This window comes from Aminobacter sp. GW821-FHT11F06 (assembly GCF_058808215.1).
In genome coordinates, this window is the sequence record NZ_JBXARL010000009.1 from 153672 (window position 1) to 170315 (window position 16644).

A 16644-nucleotide genomic window follows, 5' to 3' on the forward strand; every position below is an offset into this window, starting at 1 on the left:
AGCTACTTTGTGCCCTCTCCCGAAAATAACTTTAAGCTTGAAGTTTCTCCGAAACGCGTTCATGGTGAGCCCAGGTCAAGCCTGAACCCACTCCGTCTTGACGACACAGCGGCACTTTTCGGAGGAGAACGGCATGCGCATTGTCTGTATCGGTGGCGGGCCGGCCGGTCTCTACTTCGCGCTCCTGATGAAGAAGCAGCACCCCGCCCACCATGTGACAGTGGTCGAACGCAACCGTCCCTTCGACACCTTCGGCTGGGGCGTGGTCTTCTCCGACGCCACCATGCAGTCAATGCGCCAGTGGGATCCGGCAACCGCCGAGACGATCGAGGTTGCCTTCAACCACTGGGACGACATCGAGCTGGTGTTCAAGGGCCGCAAGATCCGCACCACGGGCCATGGCTTCGTCGGCATCGGCCGCAAGAAGATGCTCAACATCCTGCAGGAGCGTTGCCTCGAACTGGGCGTCGAGCTGGTCTTCGAAACCGACGTTCAAAGCGACCAGGACTTCCCCGACGCCGACCTGATCATTTCCGCGGACGGCATCAATTCGCGCATCCGCCACAAATACGCTGACATTTTCAAGCCAGACATGGTGATGCGGCCCAACCGCTATATCTGGCTCGGCACCGACAAGCGTTTCGACGCCTTCACCTTCGATTTCCAAAAGACCGAGCACGGCTGGTTCCAGGCTCACATCTATCGCTTCGACGAGAACACCTCGACCTTCATCGTCGAGACCACCGACGACGTGTTCCAGGCGCATGGCCTCGGCGAGATGGACCAGGACCAGTGCATCGACTTCTGCGAGAAGCTGTTTGCCGGCACGCTCGAAGGCCACAAATTGATGACCAATGCGCGCCATCTGCGCGGCTCGGCCTGGCTGAATTTCGGCCGCCTGATCTGCGACAAGTGGAGCCATTTCAATGGCCAAAGCCATGTCGTCCTGATGGGCGACAGCGCGCACACCGCGCATTTCGCCATCGGCTCAGGCACCAAGCTCGCCATTGACGACGCCATCGAGCTCACCCGCCAGTTCGACATCATCGGCCACGACAACGCCAGCATCCCGGCCGTTCTCGAAGCCTACGAAGAGGTGCGCCGCGTCGACGTCGCCCGCATCCAGAACGCGGCGCGCAACGCCATGGAGTGGTTCGAGGTCGTTGGCACGCGTTATGCCGACACGCTTGAGCCCGAGCAGTTCATGTATTCGATGCTGACGCGTTCGCAGCGCATCAGCCACGAGAATTTGCGCCTGCGCGACAAGGACTGGCTCGAAGGCTACGAGCGCTGGTTCGCCGAGCGCGCCGGTGTCGACCCAGCCCCCAACGGCTCGGTTCCACCGCCGATGTTCACGCCCTTCAGCATTCGCGGGCTGACGCTCAAGAACCGCATCGTGATGTCGCCGATGGCGATGTATTCGGCCACCGACGGCCTGCCCAACGACTTCCACCTGGTCCATCTCGGCGCGCGCGCCATGGGTGGCGCGGCCCTCGTCTTCCCCGAAATGACCTGCGTTTCGCCCGATGCCCGCATCACGCCTGGCTGCCTTGGCCTGTGGAACGGCGAGCAGGCGCAGGCCTTCAGGCGCATCGTCGACTTCGTCCACCATCAGACGCAGGCCAAGATCGGCATCCAGATCGGCCATGCCGGGCGTAAGGGCGCGACCAAGCTTGCCTGGGAAGGCATCGACCAGCCGGTGACGGAAGGCGCATGGCCGCTGATTTCGGCATCCGCCCTGCCCTACCTCAAGCACTCGGACATGCCGCGCGAAATGACACGCGAGGACATGGACCGTGTGGTTGCCGACTTCGTCCGCTCCACCGAGATGGCCGCCGAACTCGGTTTCGACATCCTCGAACTGCACGCCGCTCACGGCTATCTCTTGTCTTCCTTCCTGTCGCCGCTGACAAATCTGCGTGACGACGAATATGGCGGCAGCCACGAAAACCGCGCCCGCTTCCCGCTCGAAGTGTTCCGTGCCGTCCGCGCGGCATGGCCTGAAGACAAGCCGATCTCGGTACGTCTCTCCACGCACGACTGGTACGAAGGCGGCAACACGCCGGAAGACGCGGCGATCTTCGCAAAGATGTTCAAGGAAGCCGGCGCCGACATGATCGACTGCTCGTCGGGCCAGGTGGTGAAGGAAGAGCAGCCGGTCTATGGCCGGCTGTTCCAGACACCGTTCTCCGACAAGATCCGCAACGAGATCCAGGTGCCGACGATTGCCGTGGGTGCGATCTCGGAGGCCGACCACGCCAATTCGATCATCGCCGCCGGCCGCGCCGATCTTTGCGCCGTCGCCCGTCCACATCTCGCCGACCCGTCCTTCGTCATGCATGAGGCGGCGAAGATCGGTTATGCCGAGCAGGCCTGGCCAAAGCAGTATCATTCGGCCCGCGCGCAATATGTGAACAACCTCGCCCGCGCCGCGGCAGCAGCCCCCACGGGCAAGGCATGAGCAATCTGGGCAAGAATGGGCGTCATGCGCTTGTCACCGGTGCGGGCAGCGGCATTGGCCGCGCCATAGCGCTGGCTTTGGCGACCGAGGGCCTGCGCGTCAGCCTGTGCGGCAGGCGCGCGGCACCGCTCGAAGCCGTCCGCGCCGAGATCGCTGCCGCCGGCGGAGAGGCCTTCGTGCTTGACGGCTTCGACGTCACTGACCCTCAGTCGGTCGAGGCAGGCATGGCCAAGGCGATCACCCAGGCCGGCGACATCGCCGTATTGGTCAATTGCGCCGGCGAAGCGCCCTCGGCACCGTTCGACAAGACCGATCTCGCCATGTGGAACCGGGTGATCGGCATCAACCTGACCGGCACGTTCCTGGTGACACAGGCAGCACTTGCCTCGGTCAGGCGCGCCGGCAACGGCCGCATCATCAATGTCGCCAGCACCGCCGGCCTGACTGGCTACCCTTATGTCTCCGCCTACTGTGCTTCCAAGCATGGCGTGGTCGGCATGACGCGTGCGCTTGCACTCGAACTCGCCCGCACCGATGTCACCGTCAACGCCGTCTGCCCTGGGTTCACCGACACGCCGCTGCTTGATGGCGCGGTCGAAACGATCAGCGGCAAGACAGGCCGCACGGCGGATGAGGCGCGCGCCAGCCTTGCCCGCGCCAACCCGCAGGGACGCCTTGTCACGCCCGAGGAGGTTGCCGACACGGTGCTGTGGCTCGCCTCGGAAAAGGCCACCGCCATCACCGGCCAGGCGATTCCGGTCGCCGGCGGCGAAGTTCTGGGAGGCTGAGCAGGGCTTCATACGGGTGCTGACACCACTGGAATTGACACCAGGCTAATCAACGGGGAGGTAGACATGGCAGGAAATCTCGAAAAGGGAATTACGCGCGACGGTCACGGCTTTGAGGGCAAGCAGTGGAACATTCTCGGTCAGATCTATTTTCCGAAGGCGGTTTCCGACGCGACATTCGCCTTTGAAACAAACAGCGCGCCGGGGCAGTTCGTCCCCGTGCATATCCATCCGACACAGGATGAATTCATCCTGGTGCAGGAAGGCGAGCTCGACCTGAAGCTCGACGGACAATGGTTCAAGGCCAAGGCCGGGGACCTTGTGCGTATGCCGCGCGGTGTGCCGCATGGCTATTTCAACAAATCCGACAAGCCGACGCGGGCGCTGTTTTGGGTCTCCCCGGCAGGGATGCTCGAGGAGCTGTTCGCCAAGCTCGACAATCTCGGCGACCCCGAAGAGGTCGTGAAGATTTCCGCCGCGCATGAAGTGGATTTCCTTCCACCGTCGGCGAACGACTGAACAAGATAGCGACGCGACAAGGAGCGAGCCGTGACAAACCCGATGCAGGACAAGAAGCGTCCGTTCAAGGGCCATAAGGCCAAGCACTTCCTGTTTGAAACGGATGCTGACGGCCGCGTCGCCACCATCACGCTCAACCGTCCCGAGAAGAAGAACCCGCTGACCTTCGAAAGCTACGAGGAACTCACCGACCTGTTCCGTTCGCTGGCACGCGCCAGCGACGTGCGCGCCGTGGTGTTGACCGGGGCCGACAACAACTTCTCCTCGGGTGGCGATGTCTTTGACATCATCGAGCCGCTGACGCGCATGTCGATGCCCGACCTGCTCGACTTCACCCGCATGACCGGCGACCTGGTGCGCCAGATCCGCACCTGCCCGCAACCGGTTATCGCCGCCGTTGACGGTATTTGCGCCGGTGCGGGTGCGATCCTTGCCATGTCGGCCGACTTCCGCGTCGCCACGCCCGAGGCCAAGACCGCCTTCCTGTTTACCAGGGTTGGCCTTGCCGGCGCCGACATGGGCGCCTGTGGTATCCTTCCGCGTATCATCGGACAGGGCCGCGCCGCCGAGCTTCTGTTTACCGGCCGTTCGATGTCCGCCGCCGAAGGTCACAACTGGGGCTTCTACAACGCGCTGCATGAACGCCCGAACCTGCTTGCCGAGGCGCAGAAGTTCGCCCGTATTGTTGCCGACGGTCCGTGGTTCGCGCACGCCATGACCAAGAAGATGCTCGACCAGGAATGGGCGATGGGCATCGACCAGCTGATCGAGTCCGAAGCGCAGGCCCAGGCGATCTGCATGGCGACGGGCGATTTCCGCCGCGCCTTCGAAGCCTTCGCCGCCAAGACCAAGCCGGAATTCAAGGGGAACTGAGCCATGGCCTCGCATTCGGCGCCCGTGGGAAATCCGACCCGCGACCACCTCGATTGGCCGTTTTTCGCCAATACCCACCGCGCGCTGGCCGTTGAACTCGACGGCTTCGTCGCAGGCGGCGGGCTCGGTGAGATCGACCACGCCGACGCGGATACAGCCTGCAAGAAGCTGGTCGCTACACTCGGCGCGGCCGGCATCCTCCAGCATTGCGTGCCGGCGGCATTTGGTGGCGCGGCGGAAGAGATTGACAGTCGCTCGCTCTGCCTGATCCGCGAAACGCTGGCCTATGCCGACGGCCTCGCCGATTTTGCCTTCGCCATGCAGGGCCTTGGCACCGGTGCGATCAGCCTGTCCGGTTCGGTTGAGGTCAAGCAGGCCATCCTGCCCAAGATCGCCAAGGGCGAGCTGATCTCCGCCTTCGCGCTGACCGAGCCGGATGCCGGGTCGGACGTTGCCGCGATGAGCACCAGTGCTCGCCGCGACGGCGACGACTATGTGCTCGACGGCGAGAAGATCTTCATCTCCAATGGCGGCATCGCCGACGTCTATACCGTCTTTGCCCGCACCGGCGAAGCTCCGGGTACGCGCGGCATCTCGGCCTTCGTCGTCTTCGCCGACACGCCGGGCTTCTCCATCGTCGAGCGCATCGAAACGATCGCGCCGCATCCCCTCGCCCGCATCCGCTTCGACAATTGCCGTGTCCCGGCGTCGCAGCTTTTGGGCAGCCCAGGCGAAGGCTTCAAGATCGCCATGCGCACGCTCGACATCTTCCGTCCGTCGGTAGCGGCTGCCGCGCTCGGCTTTGCCCGCCGTGCGCTTGATGAGGCGGTCGCTCACGCCAAGTCGCGAAAGATGTTCGGCGCGACTTTGGCCGATCTGCCGACCGCGCAGAGCACGCTGGGCGAGATGGCAACGGCCATCGACGCGGCGTCATTGCTCACCGTGCGCACCGCCTGGCGCCGTGACGTGCAGAGGCTGCCGATCACGCGCGAGGCCGCCATGGCCAAGATGACGGCGACGGAAAACGCGCAGTGGGTGATCGACCAGGCGCTGCAGATGTTTGGCGGCCGCGGCGTGCGCGTCGGCGAGATCACCGAGCGGCTCTACCGCGAAATCCGTGCGCTGCGCATCTATGAGGGCGCAACCGAAGTGCAAAAGCTGATCATCGGCCGCGAGCTGATGAAGGCCGCGAAATAGAGGGCGCAACCTTGACCTTCCGCACCAGCCGGCCGCTGCGTTTTGGGGACTGCGACCCCTCGGGCATTGCCTATTTCCCCTCCTATTTGAACATCCTCGTGGGTGTGCTGGAGGAGTTTTTCGGCTCGGTCGGCGCGCCATGGAAAGAGCTGATCAGCGAACGCCGTATTGGCACGCCGACAGTCAGCCTCGATCTCACCTTCGTTCATCCCGGCTTCCACGGCGACATGCTTGACTTCGAGCTTGCTGTGCGCCGGGTCGGCCGCTCCTCGCTCGACCTGGAGCACACAATTTCGGCGGCCGGCACCTTGCTTTGGAGCGCCCGCCACAGCGTCGTTGCGACGTCGCTCGACACCCACAAATCGCTCGCCTGGCCCAACGATATCCGTGCCGCGCTCGAAAAACTTCTGGAGACATCAGATGCATGAAATCCTGCAGCCCGAGGGATGGGCAAAGCCGGTCGGCTACTCAAACGGCATCGCAGCGAGCGGTCGCACGGTCTTTGTCGGCGGCCAGATCGGCTGGAACGGCAATTGCGAGTTCGAAACCGACGACTTCGTCGGCCAGGTGCGCCAGACGCTGGAAAACGTTGTCGCCGTGCTGAAGGCCGGCGGTGCCGAGCCGCACCACATCACCACGATGACCTGGTATTTTACCGACAAGAAGGAATACACCGAAAACCTGCGCGGCCTCGGACAGGCCTATCGCGACGTCATCGGCCGGCACTTCCCTGCCATGGCCGCCATGCAGGTCGTGGCGCTGGTCGAGGACCGCGCCAAGATCGAGATCCAGGCCACCGCCGTCATTCCCGAGTAGGCCCCGATGAGCGCGACGCGGTTTTCCGAGAGCGTTACGGGCAGCTTGAGCGACGGCGTGCTCGTCGTCACTATCGACAACCCGCCGGTCAACGCGATCTCGGCGCATGTCCGCCAGGGGCTGATCCAGGCACTCGACCATGCGGCAAACCTTGGCTTGGTGGTCGGCGTCGTGATTTCAGGTGCCGGCCGAACCTTTGTCGGCGGCGCCGACATCAAGGAGTTCGGCAAGCCCCCGGTCGAGCCGACGCTGCCCGAGGTGGTCGAGCGTATCGAAAGCTACGGCAAGCCTGTGGTCGCGGCAGTCAACGGCGCTGCGTTGGGCGGCGGCTGCGAGATCGCGCTCGCCTGCCATGGCCGCATCGCCAGCGACAAGGCGGTGTTCGGCATGCCCGAGGTCAAGCTTGGCATCGTGCCGGGTGCAGGCGGCACGCAGCGCCTGCCGCGCCTGATCGGCACAGTCGCTGCCATCGACCTGATCGGCAGCGGCCGCACCGTCAAGGCGGTGGAAGCGCTTGCGCTCGGCCTCGTCGATGGCGTCGCCGCAGATCATATCGACACAGCGCTCAGCCTCGTCCACGATCTCGCCAGCGAGCCGTTGCGCCGCACCGGCATGCTGGAAGTCCCCGCCACGGACCCGGCGGCTATCGACGCTGCAGCGAAAAAAGTCCTGTCCAAAGCGCGCGGCCAGGTGGCACCCGCCGAGGCCGTTCGCCTCGTCAAGGCGGCCGCACATGTCGACCTGAAGCAGGGCCTCGCCGACGAGCGCGCCACGTTCATCCGGTTGCGCGATTCAACGGAGTCGGCGGCCCTGCGCCATGTCTTCTTCGCCGAGCGCTTGGCCGGCAAGGTCGACAAGCTCGACGGCGTCGCCCCGCGGAAGATCGAGACAGTCGGCATCGTCGGCACCGGCCTGATGGGCGCAGGCATTGCGGTGGCAGCGTTGACAGCTGGCTACCGCGTCATCGGCGTCGAGCAGGCAGCGGAAGCTGCCGAAAAAGGCCGCGAGCGCATCGCGGGCATCCTCGACAAGTCGGTTCTATCCGGGCGTCTTGCCGCGACGGGTCGCGACGACTGCCTAACCAGGCTTGCGGTGACCGCCAATACAGGCGAACTCGGCGCCGCCGACCTCGTCATCGAGGCGGTCTTCGACGACCTCACCGTCAAGACCGAATTGTTCCAGCGGCTTGACGGCATCGTCAGACCGGATGCGATCCTTGCCACCAACACCAGCTACCTGAACCCCGACGAAATCGCAGCCGCGACAGCGCATCCCGAGCGCGTTGTCGGCCTGCATTTCTTCTCGCCGGCCAACATCATGCGCCTGGTCGAGGTCGTCGACTGCAAGGCGACCGCACCTGACGTGCTCGCCACGGCGCTGTCCTTTGCCAAGAAGCTCGGCAAACTGCCGATTGTTTGCGGCGTCACTGAAGGCTTCATCGGCAACCGCATCTTTTCAGCCTACCGCCGCGAGGCCGAGTTCATGGTCGAGGATGGAGCTTCGCCGCACGAGATCGACGCCGCGCTCGAAGCCTACGGCTTTCCGATGGGCATCTTCGCCGTCTACGACATGGCCGGCCTCGAGATCGCCTGGGCCCGGCGCAAGCGTCAGGCAGTGACCCGCGATCCCAAAGCACGTTATGTCGAAATCGCAGACAGGCTGTGCGAAGCCGGCCGCTTCGGCCGCAAGTCCGGGCGGGGCTGGTACGACTATTCCAGCGGCGAACGCGCCGTCGACCCCGAGGTGACGGCATTGATCGGGGCCGTGCGCGCCGCCAAGAACATTGTACCGCGCAGCTTTACGCCCGATGAGATCGTTGCAAGGCTGCTCAAGGCGATGGCCGATGAAGGTGCTGCCTTGCTCGCTGAAGGCATCGCCGCGCGTTCCAGCGACATCGATCTGGTGATGATCAACGGCTACGGCTTCCCGGCGCACAAGGGTGGACCGATGTTCGCAGCCGTAGCCCACAAGGACGCCAAACCATGACCGAAGCCTATATCGTCGGCGGCGTCCGCACCCCGATCGGCCGTTATGGCGGCGCGCTTGCATCCGTGCGCCCCGACGATCTCGCCGCCCATGCCATCCGCGAGGCATTGGCGCGGTTGCCCGGCATTCCCGCCGACCAGATCGACGAGGTCGTGCTCGGCTGCGCCAACCAGGCCGGCGAAGACAACCGCAATGTCGCCCGCATGGCCACCCTGCTTGCAGGCCTGCCAGAGACGGTGGCGGCAACGACGATCAACCGGCTCTGCGGTTCCGGCCTCGACGCTGTCGGTTATGCCGCGCGTGCCATCAAGCTTGGAGAAGCAGAGATCATCATCGCCGGCGGCGTCGAAAGCATGTCGCGCGCGCCCTTCGTCATGCCGAAGGCGACCAGCGCCTTCCAGCGCAGCGCCGAGATTTTCGACACCACCATCGGCTGGCGTTTCGTCAATCCGCTGATGGAAAAGCAATACGGCATCGACTCCATGCCAGAGACGGCCGAGAACGTCGCGGCCGCGTTTTCCATTTCGCGCGACGACCAGGATCATTTCGCCCTGCGCAGCCAGGCGCGCGCGGCCGCCGCCCAAAAGAGTGGGCGATTTGCCCGTGAAATCGCTCCTGTCACCATCAAGGGCCGCAAAGGCGAAGCGATCGTTGTCGAGCATGACGAGCATCCGCGCGAGACAACCATCGAAAAACTTGGCAGCCTTGCGACACCGTTCCGCGCCGGCGGCACTGTCACTGCCGGCAATGCCTCGGGCGTCAACGATGGGGCCGCGGCTGTGATCGTCGCGTCCGCCCGCGCCGTCGAACGCTACGGCCTGAAACCGCTCGCCAAGGTCGACGGTATGGCCACAGCGGGTGTCGCCCCTCGCATCATGGGCATCGGCCCGGTCGCTTCGACCCGAAAACTTCTGGAACGCGCTGGCCTGACCATATCAGACATCGACGTCATCGAGCTCAATGAGGCTTTCGCCGCGCAGTCGCTGGCCTGCATGCGCGAGCTTGGCTTCGCCAACGACGCGGCCCACGTCAATCCGAATGGCGGTGCCATAGCACTTGGCCATCCGCTCGGCATGTCGGGCGCGCGCCTGGCGCTGACGGCGGCGTTGGAACTTGATCTGCGAGGCGCGAAACGCGCGCTTGCCACCATGTGCATCGGCGTCGGCCAGGGCATCTCACTGCTGATCAGCCGGCCGTAGAGCATGATCCCGAAAAGTGGATACCGGTTTTCGGAAAAGATCATGCTCCAACAAGAAGGAACCGCGTCTCGCTATGCCTGTCTTGGCGCCATCAGCCTGCCGCGCGACGCTGCGGCTGGCGCAGGATCGCCGAGCCTCCTGCCGCCTGGACGGCAAGGCTGCCATAGGTGATACCGGCAGCAAGGCAGGCTTCCTCGGACTGGCTGGAAAGCCAGGCATCGATGAAGCCGGCGTTGAAGGCATCGCCTGCACCCGTCGTATCCACAACCGGAACCTCTTCCGCGCGCCGGTGCAGCAACTGGCCATTGGCCTTCAGCCACGCGCCTTCGCCGCCTGCTTTGAGGGCAACGACGGGGAAGGCCTTGGACAGGATCTCGATCGCTGCGATCGGATCGTTTTCGCGCGTGATCGCGGTCGCCTCTTCCATGTTGGGCAGGAAGATGTCGACACCGGCACAGCGCTCGAGCAGCTCGGCTTCGTAGATCAGCGTCTCGTCCCAGCTCGGATCGAGCGAGACGGTCAGGCCCTTTGCCTTGGCGCGGGTCACCAGATCGGGGATCTCGTGCAGCGTGGCATATTCGGCGATGTGCAGATGGCCGGCATCGCTCCAGTCGAGCGCAGCATCGAGCGTCGCCGGAAGGGCCGTACCGGCGCGCCGCGACAGGAAAGCGCGGTCGTTGCCGATCACCGAGGCGACAGTGACTTGCGGCCCGGCACCAGGTGAATGCTCGACAAAACGAAGATCGACATTGCTTGCGCCAAGCTCGGCCTCGATCCCTGAAGACAGCGAGTCGGTGCCAAGGCGCGCCACCAGCGCCACCTTCCGGCCGGCATGGGCCATGTGGGCGGCCGCGATGAACGCACCGCCACCGGCAGCCATCTTCATGTCTTGCGCAAACACCTCGCGTCCCGGCTCCGGCAGCGATGCCAGTCCGGTGAAAATGAGGTCGCAGTAAATCCGCCCGATGCTGAGCACCGCCGGACGCTTGGCATTTCCCGAAGTCATTGCCGGCCCAGGCTCTTCTCTGTCTTGGCGTCAAAGAGATAGAGGCTGCCGGGCGCCGCGCGGCAGGTCAGCTTGCTGCCCGTCGCCGGAATGAACTTGCTTGGTGCAGTGGCAATCACAGCATTGCCGTCGACATCAAGATGCACCAGCGTTTCAGGTCCAAGCGGTTCAACCGCCGTCACCGTACCGGTAAGTTCGAGGCCGCCTTCGGCCTTTTCGATGGCCGCCGTCAGTTGATGCGGCCGCACGCCGATCAGGATGTCGCCGCCGGCCGACGGTTCTACGCCCTTGCCGTTCTTGCGGCCCGGCACCAGGTTCATCGACGGGCTGCCGATGAAGCGGGCGGTAAAGACATCGACCGGATTTTCATAGAGATCGGTCGGCGTACCCACCTGCAGGATGTGGCCGTCCTTCATGACAACGATGCGGTCGGCCATGGTCATCGCCTCGACCTGGTCGTGGGTGACATAGACGGTCGTTGTCTTGAGCTTCTGGTGCAGCCGCTTGATCTCGATGCGCATCTGGGCGCGCAGCTGCGCGTCGAGGTTGGACAGCGGCTCGTCGAATAGGAAGGCCGAGGGGTTGCGCACCATGGCGCGGCCGATGGCGACGCGCTGGCGCTGGCCGCCCGACAAGGCCGCAGGGCGCCGGTCGAGATATTTTTCAAGGCCAAGAATACGGCCTGCCTCTTCGATCCGCTTGTCCTTCTCCGCCTTGGACAGCTTGGAGGTGTAAAGCCCGAAGCCGATGTTCTGGCGCACGGTCAGGTGCGGATAGATGGCGTAGTTCTGGAACACCATGGCGATGTTGCGCTGCTTGGGATCGCGCTCGTTGACCACCTCGCCGCCGATCTTCAGTGTGCCGCCGGAGATGTCTTCGAGACCGGCGATCATGCGCAGCGTTGTCGACTTGCCGCAGCCCGAAGGCCCAACGAAGACGACGAATTCGCCGTCGGCGATTTCAAGGTCGATGCCCTGGACGACGTCTACCTTGCCGTAGCGCTTGACCAGCTTTTCAAGTTCGATCGTCGCCATCAGAGCGCCCCTACCAGTGCCTTGAATTTCTCACCGAGTTCTTTCGCGGCTTTCGCCTCGCGCTCGGCATGGTTGTTGGCTTTCGCCGCAAAGGACGCGGCCTTGTCCTTGTAGACGCCAATCGCCTCGGCCATCGCAGCTGGTGCCGGGCCGCCGAAGCGGTCGCGCACGGCAACGAAATGCTCTGGCGAGACGATCTCTTCGAACTTGTCGCGGCCGAAGCTCGGCTCGCGGCCGGTCGAATGCCTGAAAGCATCGAGGAACGGGCCGTAGCCGTCCTTGGCAAGCCCGCCGCCCGCGGCAACCACTGACTTGGCAACGGTTGCCGCGATCTCATGCGCTTCGCGGAAGGACAGGCCTTCGATGCGGACAAGCGAGTCGGCAAGCTCGGTGATGGTGATGCAGGAACGGCGGATATTCTCGGCCACCCGCTCGGGATCGATGCGGATCGCACCGACGAAGGCTGCAAGCAGGTCGAGCACGCGCGAAGCAGCGGTGAACGCCTCGTAGCCCATCGACTGGGTCTCGCCCTCGCTGTCGTTCATGTCGGTGAACGGCGTGTTGTGGATGACACCAAGCACCGTGCGGGCGCGGCCCATCGCCTGGCTGGCCAAAAGGCGCATATGCTCGATCGGCACGGGGTTGCGCTTCTGCGGCATGATCGACGAGATCTGCACGAAGGCGTTCGGCACATAGACCTGGCCAACCTCGAAGCTCGTCCAGAACTGGAAGTCCTGGATCAGGCGACCAAGATGCAGGAACATCAGCTCGATCGCCGAATAGGTCGAGGTGATGTAGTCCGACGCCGCGATGCAGCTGTAGGAATTGCGCAAAGGTGCGGCAAAGCCGAGCAGATCGGCGACACGCTGGCGGTCGATCGGGAAGCCCGACGTGGTGATGGCGGCCGCACCCATCGGCGACAGGTCGACGATTTTCCGCGCCTCTTCGAAACGCTCGATGTCGCGGATCAGCACCTCGATGGCTGCTGCCAGATAGTGCCCGAAGGTCGAGGGCTGTGCCGGCTGGCCATGGGTATAAGCAACGATCAGCGTCGCCTTTTCCCGCTCGGCCGCGTCGATCATCGCGCCCAGCAGATGCCGCGCCTTGACCATCAGCGCGTCGATGCGCTGCTTGAGGCCGAGCTTGAACAGCGTGTGGTCGATATCGTTGCGCGAGCGCGAGGTGTGCAGGCGTCCGGCGACGTCGGCGCCGAGGCGGGCTTTCAGTTCCTTTTCGATGAGGAAAAAGAAGTCCTCCACTTCGCCGGTATAGACGAGCGTCGACGGATCGACTTCGCGGTCGATGGCTTCTAGAGCACCCGCAATCGCCGATGCCTGCTTGGCGTCGAGGATGCCGGTCTCGGTCAGCATCACCAGATGCGCCCGGTCGATGGCGCGGAAGCCGTCGACATGGTGGGTCTTGGCGCCGTCGAACAGCGGCTTCAGCACCGTTTCCTTGTAGACGGGATCGGGGAATACGGATCTGTCGGCGAGCTTGGGGTTCAGTTCAGGCATGTCTTATCCTTTGAGCCCTGCCAGCATGACGCCGCGGACGATGTAGCGCTGCAGGACGATGAAGACGATCAGGGTCGGCAGCGTGGCGATCGCCGCACCGGTCATGATCATTTCCCACTGGATGGACTGTTCCACCGCGAAGCTCGATAGCCCCACCGGCAGGGTGTAGAGGTCGCGGCTGGTGGTCACGATCAGCGGCCAGAAGAACGCGGTCCAGTTGCCGAGGAAGGTGAAGATGGCGAGCGCGGACAGTGCCGGCGTCACCAGCGGCATCGCCACCTTCCAGAAGATCTGGAACTCGTTCAGACCGTCGATGCGTGCTGCCTCGAGGAAGTCGTTGGGCACGCCTTCGAAGAACTGCTTCATCAAGAAGGTGCCGAAGGCCGTCATCATGCCGGGGAACATGATGCCCCAGTAGCTGTCCAGCCAGCCGAGCTTGCTCGACATCAGGTACCACGGGATGACAAGCATCTCGGTCGGGATCATCAGCGTCGACAAGATGGCCAGGAAGATGAAATAGCGGCCGCGGAATTCGAACTTGGCCAGCGTGTAGCCGACAAGGCTGTCGAAGAAGACATTCGACAGCGTCACGGTAACGGCAACGAACATCGAGTTGAAGAACCAGCGCATGAAGCGCCCGTCTGCCAGGATGGCCATGTAGTTGGCGAGCGTCGGTGCTGCCGGAATGAGCCTGAGGTCATAGACCTGGCCCGCCGTCTTGAACGACGTCGAGAACATGAAGGCCAGCGGCGTCACCATGATCAGGCCGCCGATGAACAGCAGCGTCCAGGTGAGAATGCGACCGGGCCGAAGATTGGCGTGGGAAAGCGCCGGCGTTTGGGTGACGGCACTCATTTCTTTTCCCTCAGGATCCAGAGCTGCAACAGCGACACGAACAGCAAGATGGTGAACAGCACGACCGTCTGTGCCGCCGCATATCCCATCGCGTAGGACGAAAACGCCGTCTGGTAGATCATCAGCACCAGCGGCTTGGTCGAACCGAGCGGGCCGCCCGGATCGTTGGTGGTCATGTTGTAGACCTGGTCGAAAATGCGCAGGAAGCCGATCGACGAGAACACCACGAGGAACACTGTCGTCGGCTTGAGCAGCGGCAGCGTGATCTTGCGCAGGATCGCCCAATCGCCGAGGCCGTCGATGCGCGCCGCCTCATAGAAAGTGTTGGGGATCGAGCGCAGACCGGCCATGAAGATGATGATCTGGAAGCCGAGGCCGGCCCAGATCGCCGTCAGCATGATCGACGGCAAGGCCTGGTCGACCGAGCGGATGAACGGCTGCTGGGGAATGCCGAGCGTGCCGAGCGCATTGTTGATCACGCCGATCGGTGCCGGCTGATAAAACCAGCGCCAGACCCAGGCCATGGCGGCTGCGGTGGTCAAATAGGGCAGGAAATACAGGCCGCGGATCAGCCCGTGCATGAAGCGCACGCGGTCGAGGTGATAGGCGATGACGAACGACAGCAGCAAGCTGATCGGCGTACCGACGAGCAGATAGGCGAAGGTGTTCTTGAACACCTTCCAGAACTGCGGGTCGGCGAACAGTTTTTCGTAGTTGGCCAGGCCGATGAACTGCGGCGGCTTCAAAAGGTCCCAGTTGGTCAGGGAAAGCCAGAAGGCTTCGATTGTCGGGTAAAAGCGGATCACCGAATAGAACAGGATCGGCAGAGCGAGGAAACTCCACACCCACACCAGCCGCTTCGTCCGCATGGAACGGCGGGCCCAGAAGGTCCCGCCGGGGCGGCTCAGCGCCGCCCCCTGTCGATCCGCTGTCACAGACATCAAGCCTTCGCCTTACTTCGGGGCCGCTGCGTCGATGATCGCCTGCTCGGCCGCTGCGGCCTGTGCGAGCGAATCCTTCACCGACTGGCCTTCGAGCAGCACGCGGTTTGCCATGTCGATGGTGGTCTGGCGCTGCGCCGCCTCATCCACGAACTTGGTGGTGCGGGCATATTCGAGACCCTTGAGGAACGGACCGTAGATTGGGTCCGCAAGGTTGGCCTCGGTCATCGCAACCGAACGACGCGCCGGCAGCTCGCCGACAGTCTTCAGCCAGACGTCCATGGCCTCGGGCGAGGAGATGTAGGCCAGGAACTTCTTCGAGGCTTCAAGCTTCTCGCCGCTTGTCGTCGCCGAGATGCCGTTGGCGAAGTAGCTGGCATAGTTCGAACGAACGCCATCGGCATTGGCCGGCAGTTCGGTCACGCCCCATTCGAAGCTTTCGATCGACTTGAACGCGCCGAGGCGGAAGGTGCCATCGATGGTCATGCCCGCCATGCCGGCGCGGAATGCCGCCTGGCCTTCGTCCATGAAGCTGGACTGGCCGATCTTCTGTACCGTCTGCAGGTCGGTGTAGAACTTCAGCGCCTTTTCACCAGCTTCGGTGTTGTAGGCCACCTTGCCGTCGGCATAGGGCTCGCCGCCGAACTGGCGAACCAGCACTTCACGCCACCACTGGTGATCCTGGCCGGCCATGTCGAGGGTCGAGCCGGCGACCACGAGGTTGCCGTTGCCGTCGCGCTTGGTGATCTTTTCGGCGGCCGCGACGAACTCTTCGAGCGTCTTGGGCGGGTTTGCCGGGTCAAGACCAGCTTCGGTGAACAGCTTCTTGTTGTAGAACAGCGCCAGCGAACGCACTGCGGTCGGCAGGCCGTAATAATCCTCGCCGCGCTTCATGGCGCTGACGATCGGGAAGAAATCGGCTTCGATCTTGTCGTGCGGGAACGCGTCGGTCGGCAGCGGCTGCAGCAGGCCACCGGCAACGAACTTGTCGAGCCAGCCATAGAACAGCTGCATCACGTCAGGACCTTGTCCGCCCATCTTCGCGGCGATGACGCGCGTCTGGTAGTCGGCGTAAGGGAAGGTCGTCTGCTTGACGGTGATGTCTGGATTGGCCTTTTCGAAATTCTCGATCAGCTGGTCCATCGCCTTGACGCGCGAGTCGAAGACATACTGCCAATATTCGATCTCGACGGCCTGGGCCGCGTTGATTGCCAGCGTGCTGAATCCTGCGATCAGTCCGGCAAACAGGGTTGCTCTGCGCATATAAACCTCCATCTGCGCCCGCCGGAAAATCCGGGCTACGGGCGGCGATTATCCCCTTGGACCGTAGCCTCTCATGCAATCGAGGCCCGGGCCATCTCGTGAATCCGATGCCGTCGAACGCGAGCGGATCACGCTCGACAAAAAACGGGCACCAGCAAGCTGCGGATCCTCCCCGCACACTGCCTATACGCT

The 16644-nt window shown here is 63.5% G+C and carries 15 protein-coding genes; 9 read left to right on the forward strand and 6 right to left on the reverse strand.

The window, feature by feature from the left end; genetic code table 11:
- The first annotated feature begins 133 nt into the window (after positions 1–133).
- The 9 genes from AC1RTB_RS21230 to pcaF all read left to right on the forward strand — a co-directional run bounded on the left by AC1RTB_RS21230 (position 134) and on the right by pcaF (position 9839).
- The gene (locus AC1RTB_RS21230) at positions 134–2461 is read left to right on the forward strand and encodes a bifunctional salicylyl-CoA 5-hydroxylase/oxidoreductase (RefSeq protein WP_492879469.1); all 2328 of its coding nucleotides are present in this window, start codon (positions 134–136) and stop codon (positions 2459–2461) included.
- Positions 2458–3249 carry an SDR family NAD(P)-dependent oxidoreductase gene (locus AC1RTB_RS21235; protein WP_492879471.1) on the forward strand — a complete coding sequence of 264 codons (792 nt, stop codon included), beginning with the start codon at positions 2458–2460 and terminating at the stop codon, positions 3247–3249. Before AC1RTB_RS21230 ends, AC1RTB_RS21235 begins: the two co-directional genes overlap by 4 nt.
- A gap of 66 nt (positions 3250–3315) precedes the next feature.
- Entirely contained in the window at positions 3316–3768 is a 453-nt protein-coding gene (locus AC1RTB_RS21240) for a cupin domain-containing protein (RefSeq protein ID WP_492879473.1), read from the forward strand.
- Positions 3769–3810: 42 nt separating this feature from the next.
- Positions 3811–4641 carry an enoyl-CoA hydratase family protein gene (locus AC1RTB_RS21245; protein WP_492879598.1) on the forward strand — a complete coding sequence of 277 codons (831 nt, stop codon included), beginning with the start codon at positions 3811–3813 and terminating at the stop codon, positions 4639–4641.
- Positions 4642–4644: 3 nt separating this feature from the next.
- Positions 4645–5838, forward strand: a complete 1194-nt coding sequence (locus tag AC1RTB_RS21250; RefSeq protein WP_492879475.1) for an acyl-CoA dehydrogenase family protein — start codon at positions 4645–4647, stop codon at positions 5836–5838.
- 11 nt (positions 5839–5849) lie between these two features.
- A complete protein-coding gene (locus AC1RTB_RS21255; protein ID WP_492879477.1) occupies positions 5850–6266 on the forward strand; it encodes an acyl-CoA thioesterase in 417 nt (138 codons plus the stop codon).
- Positions 6259–6654 carry a RidA family protein gene (locus AC1RTB_RS21260; RefSeq protein ID WP_492879478.1) on the forward strand — a complete coding sequence of 132 codons (396 nt, stop codon included), beginning with the start codon at positions 6259–6261 and terminating at the stop codon, positions 6652–6654. Before AC1RTB_RS21255 ends, AC1RTB_RS21260 begins: the two co-directional genes overlap by 8 nt.
- 6 nt (positions 6655–6660) lie before the next feature.
- Positions 6661–8640, forward strand: a complete 1980-nt coding sequence (locus AC1RTB_RS21265) for a 3-hydroxyacyl-CoA dehydrogenase NAD-binding domain-containing protein (RefSeq protein WP_492879479.1) — start codon at positions 6661–6663, stop codon at positions 8638–8640.
- Positions 8637–9839 carry a 3-oxoadipyl-CoA thiolase gene (gene pcaF / locus AC1RTB_RS21270; RefSeq protein WP_492879481.1) on the forward strand — a complete coding sequence of 401 codons (1203 nt, stop codon included), beginning with the start codon at positions 8637–8639 and terminating at the stop codon, positions 9837–9839. The genes AC1RTB_RS21265 and pcaF overlap by 4 nt, the downstream gene beginning before the upstream one ends.
- 91 nt (positions 9840–9930) lie before the next feature.
- On the opposite strand, the gene AC1RTB_RS21275 is transcribed toward pcaF, so the two are convergent.
- The 6 genes from AC1RTB_RS21275 to AC1RTB_RS21300 are packed head-to-tail and all read right to left on the reverse strand — an operon-like array spanning position 9931 to position 16464.
- On the reverse strand, positions 9931–10845 hold the full coding sequence (locus tag AC1RTB_RS21275; RefSeq protein WP_492879483.1) for a carbohydrate kinase family protein: 915 nt from the start codon (positions 10843–10845) through the stop codon (positions 9931–9933).
- A complete protein-coding gene (locus AC1RTB_RS21280) occupies positions 10842–11879 on the reverse strand; it encodes an ABC transporter ATP-binding protein (protein WP_476785851.1) in 1038 nt (345 codons plus the stop codon). Before AC1RTB_RS21280 ends, AC1RTB_RS21275 begins: the two co-directional genes overlap by 4 nt.
- Positions 11879–13393, reverse strand: a complete 1515-nt coding sequence (gene argH, locus AC1RTB_RS21285; RefSeq protein ID WP_492879485.1) for an argininosuccinate lyase — start codon at positions 13391–13393, stop codon at positions 11879–11881. Before argH ends, AC1RTB_RS21280 begins: the two co-directional genes overlap by 1 nt.
- 3 nt (positions 13394–13396) lie before the next feature.
- Entirely contained in the window at positions 13397–14248 is an 852-nt protein-coding gene (locus AC1RTB_RS21290; RefSeq protein ID WP_492879487.1) for a carbohydrate ABC transporter permease, read from the reverse strand.
- On the reverse strand, positions 14245–15183 hold the full coding sequence (locus AC1RTB_RS21295) for a carbohydrate ABC transporter permease (RefSeq protein ID WP_492879599.1): 939 nt from the start codon (positions 15181–15183) through the stop codon (positions 14245–14247). The genes AC1RTB_RS21290 and AC1RTB_RS21295 overlap by 4 nt, the downstream gene beginning before the upstream one ends.
- An 18-nt stretch (positions 15184–15201) precedes the next feature.
- A complete protein-coding gene (locus AC1RTB_RS21300) occupies positions 15202–16464 on the reverse strand; it encodes a sugar ABC transporter substrate-binding protein (protein ID WP_492879489.1) in 1263 nt (420 codons plus the stop codon).
- Between the last annotated feature and the right edge of the window lie 180 nt (positions 16465–16644).

Bases quoted from the DNA above. Each gene is read 5' to 3' on its own strand.
- AC1RTB_RS21230 (WP_492879469.1), top strand. From the start codon at position 134: ATGCGCATTGTCTGTATCGGTGGCGGGCCGGCCGGTCTCTACTTCGCG.
- AC1RTB_RS21235 (WP_492879471.1), top strand. From the start codon at position 2,458: ATGAGCAATCTGGGCAAGAATGGGCGTCATGCGCTTGTCACCGGTGCG.
- AC1RTB_RS21240 (WP_492879473.1), top strand. From the start codon at position 3,316: ATGGCAGGAAATCTCGAAAAGGGAATTACGCGCGACGGTCACGGCTTT.
- AC1RTB_RS21245 (WP_492879598.1), top strand. From the start codon at position 3,811: ATGCAGGACAAGAAGCGTCCGTTCAAGGGCCATAAGGCCAAGCACTTC.
- AC1RTB_RS21250 (WP_492879475.1), top strand. From the start codon at position 4,645: ATGGCCTCGCATTCGGCGCCCGTGGGAAATCCGACCCGCGACCACCTC.
- AC1RTB_RS21260 (WP_492879478.1), top strand. From the start codon at position 6,259: ATGCATGAAATCCTGCAGCCCGAGGGATGGGCAAAGCCGGTCGGCTAC.
- AC1RTB_RS21265 (WP_492879479.1), top strand. From the start codon at position 6,661: ATGAGCGCGACGCGGTTTTCCGAGAGCGTTACGGGCAGCTTGAGCGAC.
- pcaF (WP_492879481.1), top strand. From the start codon at position 8,637: ATGACCGAAGCCTATATCGTCGGCGGCGTCCGCACCCCGATCGGCCGT.
- AC1RTB_RS21275 (WP_492879483.1), bottom strand. From the start codon at position 10,845: ATGACTTCGGGAAATGCCAAGCGTCCGGCGGTGCTCAGCATCGGGCGG.
- AC1RTB_RS21280 (WP_476785851.1), bottom strand. From the start codon at position 11,879: ATGGCGACGATCGAACTTGAAAAGCTGGTCAAGCGCTACGGCAAGGTA.
- argH (WP_492879485.1), bottom strand. From the start codon at position 13,393: ATGCCTGAACTGAACCCCAAGCTCGCCGACAGATCCGTATTCCCCGAT.
- AC1RTB_RS21290 (WP_492879487.1), bottom strand. From the start codon at position 14,248: ATGAGTGCCGTCACCCAAACGCCGGCGCTTTCCCACGCCAATCTTCGG.
- AC1RTB_RS21300 (WP_492879489.1), bottom strand. From the start codon at position 16,464: ATGGAGGTTTATATGCGCAGAGCAACCCTGTTTGCCGGACTGATCGCA.